Source organism: Otoolea muris, from assembly GCF_943193115.1.
Lineage (GTDB): Bacteria > Bacillota > Clostridia > Lachnospirales > Lachnospiraceae > Otoolea > Otoolea muris.
Window position 1 is genome coordinate 61,580 of sequence record NZ_CALPCY010000027.1, and the last position, 6,280, is coordinate 67,859.

6 protein-coding genes are annotated in these 6,280 nt (G+C 48.1%); 5 read left to right on the top strand and 1 reads right to left on the bottom strand.

Going from position 1 to position 6,280, the window contains the following annotated elements:
• Positions 1-6: 6 nt before the first annotated feature.
• The 5 genes from prfA to rpsI all read left to right on the top strand — a co-directional run bounded on the left by prfA (position 7) and on the right by rpsI (position 5,594).
• A complete protein-coding gene (prfA, locus tag NFS31_RS16060; RefSeq protein WP_251497137.1) occupies positions 7-1,083 on the top strand; it encodes a peptide chain release factor 1 in 1,077 nt (358 codons plus the stop codon).
• Positions 1,084-1,413: 330 nt separating this feature from the next.
• Entirely contained in the window at positions 1,414-2,787 is a 1,374-nt protein-coding gene (locus NFS31_RS16065; RefSeq protein WP_251497140.1) for a response regulator, read from the top strand.
• A gap of 393 nt (positions 2,788-3,180) precedes the next feature.
• Positions 3,181-3,549 carry a hypothetical protein gene (locus NFS31_RS16070; protein WP_251497143.1) on the top strand — a complete coding sequence of 123 codons (369 nt, stop codon included), beginning with the start codon at positions 3,181-3,183 and terminating at the stop codon, positions 3,547-3,549.
• Between the two features lie 1,192 nt (positions 3,550-4,741).
• The gene (rplM, locus tag NFS31_RS16075; RefSeq protein ID WP_251497146.1) at positions 4,742-5,176 is read left to right on the top strand and encodes a 50S ribosomal protein L13; all 435 of its coding nucleotides are present in this window, start codon (positions 4,742-4,744) and stop codon (positions 5,174-5,176) included.
• Positions 5,177-5,204: 28 nt separating this feature from the next.
• Entirely contained in the window at positions 5,205-5,594 is a 390-nt protein-coding gene (gene rpsI / locus NFS31_RS16080; RefSeq protein WP_160225789.1) for a 30S ribosomal protein S9, read from the top strand.
• A gap of 182 nt (positions 5,595-5,776) precedes the next feature.
• Here rpsI and NFS31_RS16085 read toward each other — a convergent pair.
• On the bottom strand, positions 5,777-6,280 hold a 504-nt coding region (locus NFS31_RS16085), incomplete at its 5' end, for an IS66 family transposase (RefSeq protein ID WP_251497150.1).

Consider the following 6,280-nt stretch of genomic DNA (forward strand, 5'->3'; position numbering starts at 1 on the left):
TGTCCTATGTTTGACAGACTGGATGATTTGGTGATTCGATATGAGGAGCTGATGCAGGAGCTTAACAGCCCGGATGTGGCGTCGGATCCGAACAGATTCCGCAAGCTGATGAAGGAGCAGGCGGATCTGGCCCCGATTGTGGAGGCGTACAGGGATTACAAAAAGGCGAAGCAGGATGCGGAGGACAGCGTGGCGCTTCTGGAGGAGGAAAGCGACGAGGAGCTGCGCGAGATGGCCAAGGAGGAGTTAAGCAATGCCAAAAAGCGGATTGAGGATCTGAGCCAGCAGCTCAAAGTTCTCCTGCTTCCCAGGGATCCGAATGATGATAAGAACGTGATTGTGGAGATCCGCGCAGGCGCGGGCGGCGACGAGGCGGCCCTTTTTGCCTCAGAGCTTTACCGGATGTATGTCCGCTTTGCGGAGCGGAACCGCTGGAAAACGGAGCTGGTCAGCGTGAATGAGAATGGGATCGGCGGCTTTAAGGAAGTGGTCTTTATGCTCAACGGCCAGGGCGCGTACTCAAAACTTAAGTATGAAAGCGGCGTTCACCGCGTACAGCGTGTGCCGGAAACAGAATCCGGCGGGCGCATCCACACGTCTACCGCGACGGTGGCCATCATACCCGAGGCAGAGGATGTGGATGTGGTTATTGACGATAAGGATATCCGGATCGATGTGATGCGCGCGTCGGGAAATGGCGGCCAGTGCGTCAATACCACGGACTCCGCTGTCCGTCTGACACACATTCCAACCGGCATCGTGATCTACAGCCAGACGGAGAAATCACAGCTTCAGAATAAGGAAAAGGCGTTCCGCCTGCTTCGGTCCAAGCTCTATGACATGGAGCTGGAGCGCCGCCAGAGCGAGGAGGCCGAGGCGCGCCGGAGCCAGATCGGCACCGGGGACCGCTCTGAGAAGATCCGCACCTACAATTTCCCGCAGGGGCGGGTGACCGAGCATAGGATCAAGCTGACCTTGTATAAGATTGATTCGGTTATGGACGGAGAGCTGTATGAGATTATAGACAGCCTGATCGCAGCCGACCAGGCGGCAAAGCTGACCAAGATGAATGAGACGGCTTAAAGCCGGGGTTAAGGAGACGCCCGGGCAATTGCCTGATAAATATCTTGAATCACTGGAAAAAGTGTTATATAATGACAAAAATTCCCGTATGTTTTGGAGCTTAGCCGCCCCGGCTTCCTGAGCCGTTTCAGGAGGCAATAGACTGTCAGCGCCGGCGGAATGTCAATCAGGAAGAACAGGGTCTGTCCGGGGTGAAACAAAGGCCGGGAAAATATTTTAAAAACAGGAAAGGAGAGACTGCCGGATATTATTATCCGAAGAAAAGAAGGGGACAACCAAATTACAGTGTTGATGATCCAGATATAAGTATTCGGAACGGCAGAAAGTCATATGAGCGCTCAATTTGTATGGAAAGAGGAGTTTAACATCGGTGTGGAAACCATTGATAAGGAGCATCGGCAGCTTTTTGAGGGTATCAACGATCTCTTTCTTCTGACACAGAAAAAAAGCGGATGGATCGCCGGAAAAAACAGCCGGCGGGCATGCCGGAAGGGAATTGAGTTGATCAAGGAGCATGCGCTGAATCATTTTGCGAATGAAGAGGCATATATGGCCTCGATTGATTACGATGGACTCGAACTGCACCGCCGCTTACATAAAGGATTTCGGGAAAACACTCTCCCGGCGCTGGAACGGGAGCTGAAAGAGGCGGACTATTCGCCGGAGACGATTGACCATTTCCTGGGAGTCTGCGCCGGGTGGCTGATCGGGCATACCACCATGGAGGATCAGTCGATTACGGGAAAACAGGGAAGCGTGTGGGTGGATCTTCTGGAGGACGGGGAGATTATCTCAGTCAAAAAGGCTATTACCCAGTTGATGTACCGGATGTTCCTTGTAAAACCGGAGATGATCAGCGATGCCTACAATGGGGAAAAATTCGGAACCGGGGTCTATTACCGTCTGGTTTACCAAAGCGGAAAGGAAGAAAAAAGATCGGAGATCCTTCTGGCATTTGAGGAAAGGCTTTTATGCAGAACCATCGGCGAGGTTGTGGCAAACAAGTCAGGGAAACTGAGCGCCGCGTTGATCCACAATGCCAGATATGCTATGCAGCGGTTTGCAGGGCGCGTCATGAAAGTCTTCATGAAAGGGGAAAGCAGCACACTGGTGGAAGAGAATCTTCTCTCCTATGATCAGTTTGAGAAGGTATTTGAAACGCGAAAGCGGATGGCCAGTCTGCTGTTTGATACAGGCGAGGGGTATTTTGCCTATTGCATTCTGACACCGGATCAGGTTCAGGACTCAGTGGCGACATCCATCAACAAGGAAAATGCCCTGGACGAGGTGGCCCGCTATGTCCAGAAACAGGAAGAGGAGGAAGCCAAAGCTTTGCGGAAGAAGATTCTGGTGGTAGATGATTCTGCAACGATGCGGCAGGGACTGAAGAATCTGTTGGGCTGGGATTACGAGGTTTCTACGACTGACAACGGCATGGCGGCGATCCGGACCGTAACCCTGAACAAGCCGGATCTGATCCTCCTGGATTATGATATGCCAGTCTGCAACGGAAAGCAGGCGCTGGAGCTGCTTCGTTCCGGGAAGTCATCGGCAGACATTCCGGTTATTTTCCTGACTGCAAGAGATGATGCGGACAGTGTGAAAGGAGTGCTGGCATTAGGGCCGTCCGGATATTTACTGAAAACCCTGAGCCATGCGGAGATCAGGGCCAGAATCGATGGCTTTTTTGAGAAAAATCCGTAAGATGCAGTTGTTCAGGCAGCCTTTGAACAGCTATGATATGCGTAAAATGATACTGTCGGGGTGTAAGTATGGGACGCCATGCCTGCACCCTATTCTTATTTTAAATACGCTCTGAGGCGAAAAGGGAAATGTCCGTTGCGGATAATTTTGGCGTTTTTGGAATATTAAGTTAATCTGAAAAAAATTCGTTTATCGTAAGAAAATAGTAAAAACTATTGACCGGGGGGGGGGTAGTGAGGTATAATATATTATAAGTTCTGAGACAAAATAAACTTGCATTGAGACAGCTTAAATGATATTTTTGACAAATTCAGGACGGAGTAATGATATTTTTGCTTTATCAGGTTTTATTGTAAAGTGAGAATATAAACGAAAAAGGAGGAGGAACAGACAATGTTCAAGAAAAACGGTAAGAAGGCAGCCGCTATCGTGGCAGCGGCAATGGCAATCCAGGTGTTATGTCCGTTCAACGCGTTCGCGAAGAATGTGACAAGAGTGAGCGATGTTTTTGACGCAGAGTATTATGCAGACAGCTATCCGGATCTAAAGGAGGCGTTTGGATACAATGAGAGAGCGCTGTACCGTCATTACATGACGTTTGGCCTGAAAGAGGGAAGAAACGGAAGCAAGGTTCTGAATGTAGTTGCATACCGCAATGCATATCCGGATCTGCAGGCTGCATTTGGTGATAAGTGGGATGCATATGTAGATCACTATTTCACATTCGGAAAATCCGAAGGCAGAACAGCGGGCGTGCGCTAATTTAAAGGAAAACGAATAGAAGAAATGGCAGTGCAGGCAGGGAAATCTGCGGCGCTGCCATTTTCGGTGTGCGGCAATCGCTTCGCGGCTATTTCAGAAATCTGCGGCCGCCCTTGTTACTGATCGCTTTATAAGGTAACAAGGGCGGCCCCTTAAATCAGAGATTCAATCCATTCTGATTTAAGGAGGTTCTTTCTATGTTTCATCATCAACTGAAAGCCGCATTTAACTCTTCCCTTGAAAATGTTTCTTCCCGCATCTCTTCTTTTGTATATAAATCGGGAAGAGATTTCTCCCGCACACGCAAGATTTCTCCCTCCTTGCTCATGTCTTACCTTGTCTCACAGGGCTCTTCCAATACCTGCTGTGAGACCCTTGATTTTTTAGGATGGCCCCCGACATTCCTTCTGCCCTCTTGTGGACTTACATGCCCTCCTGCCATAAAGTATGTACTCTCGGAATCTCTCTGCACCTGCTTTTGCGGCTGATTTTCCGCCAGATGCACCCAAATTTAATCAACGTACGCTCCACGTACGCCTCATAAATTTGTGCACATCTGACAAAAAATCATCTCACAAAATCAGGCACAGCGAGATTCCGAGAGTACATAAGTCAACTTTACGAAAGCGGCCCATCTATGCAGAATCTATCTGCGTCTGGCAACAGAGGCGGATTCTATTAATATGATGCGGCTGCTTCTGAGGAAATTGCTCCCGGTCCGGGACGGGCGTCAGTTTAAGCGTTTTAAAACGGCGCATTTCAGAAAACCGAAATATTTCTGTTACCGCGCTGCTTAAGTAAGGATATCTCAGGGCCATATTCCCCCTTTTGAAAGGCAGATATCCGTCTGTCTTGTTTGTCATACACATTTTTTGTCTAAATGGCATTATCCTGGTCAGAAGGGACGCTCAGATGCTGTACAGCCCGGAGTTTTACTTTATCGGCGCCGCCTGTAATCAGGATTGTCGACATTCTGTCCCTTAACTTAATGACATTGGTTCGGGTTGTCCGAACTCTTTCTATTTATGAAAAAACCCTTGATTTTAAAGGGAAAAATGGTTGACACGTCCGGCTGAGTGTACTATAATGTATAACTGTGACATCAGTTGATAATGTCTGACCAAAGCCCCGGAACAGGCATTTCATGATATAGTTAATCTCAAATATGTGAAATAAAACAGGAGGTCAACCAATGAAGAGCTTTATGGCTAGTCCAGCAACGATTGAGAGAAAATGGTACGTAGTTGACGCTACAGGATATACATTAGGACGTCTGGCATCAGAGATCGCATCTATATTAAGAGGAAAGAACAAACCGATTTATACGCCTCATATGGATTGCGGAGATTATGTTATCGTAGTCAATGCGGAGCATGTCAAGGTAACCGGTAAGAAGCTGGCCCAGAAGGTTTATTATAATCATTCTGACTATGTGGGCGGCATGAAGGAGACTACATTAAAAGAGATGATGGCCAAAAAGCCGGAGAAGGTAATGGAGTTAGCAGTAAGGGGAATGCTTCCCAAAGGACCTTTAGGAAGAAGCATGATTAAGAAGCTTCATGTTTATGCGGGTCCGGAGCATGAGCAGGCGGCGCAGAAGCCGGAAGCTTTAGAGTTCAAATTTTAATTAAAGGTGCTGGAAGGAGGAAATTACAGTGGCTAACAAATTTTACGGAACAGGCAGAAGAAAAAAATCAATTGCCAGAGTATACCTTGTACCGGGAAGCGGGAAGATTACGGTAAACAAGAGAGATATTGACGACTATTTTGGATTAGAGACCTTAAAGGTGGTTGTCCGCCAGCCGCTTGTTGCGACGGAGACAACCGATAAATTTGATGTGCTGGTAAATGTACGCGGCGGCGGCTTTACAGGTCAGGCCGGCGCAGTGAGACATGGCATTGCCAGAGCGCTTCTTCAGGCTGACGCTGATTACAGACCGGTTCTTAAGAAATCCGGTTATTTAACGCGCGATCCGAGAATGAAAGAGAGAAAGAAGTACGGCCTCAAAGCGGCCCGTCGCGCTCCGCAGTTCAGCAAGCGTTAATCGGCTGGCAGGAGCGTATCAAAATTGCTCAAAAACCCCGGAAAATCAAGGTTTTCCGGGGTTTTCTTATACAAAAACAAGCTGATATAGTTTGACCTGATTTGACACAACGAGAGCCATTTTCACCCAATTTTTAGTGGTTAAATAGTAAGCGTCAAATAAGATAGTGGATAGAAAAATAATCACCAACCCTCTATAATAAAAGGGCAGTGGTCATCGGCGCCGTTCCTGTACCATGGTAGATAGTCATCCAGATATTCCGGATTCTCAAGAAATGTACTCCCCGGCATATCTGACAGGATATATTTGATGTATTTCATTGCATCCAGGCCATTGGCTTTCGCTGTTTCGACCAGGGTATAGATCCCTGCGCTTGCAGCAGCGCCCTTCGGACTTCCCGCAAACAGCCAGTTCTTCCGGCCGATCACAAAGGGGCGGATACAATTCTCCGCAAGGGAATTACTAATGGAACAGTTCCCATCTTCAAGATAATTAAAAAATTCCTGCCGGTTGTTCAGGGCATACCGGAAAGCTGTATGGAGCTTCGACTTTGGCAGTTCCCCGGCAGAGTTTAGCTCTGCCCATGACCAAAAAGCCTCGAGAAGCGGTTTCTCGCGGTTGATCCGTTCCTTTTTCTTCTGTTCCGGGGGAAGGCCCTCCAGTTCCTTTTCTATCTCAAACAGCTT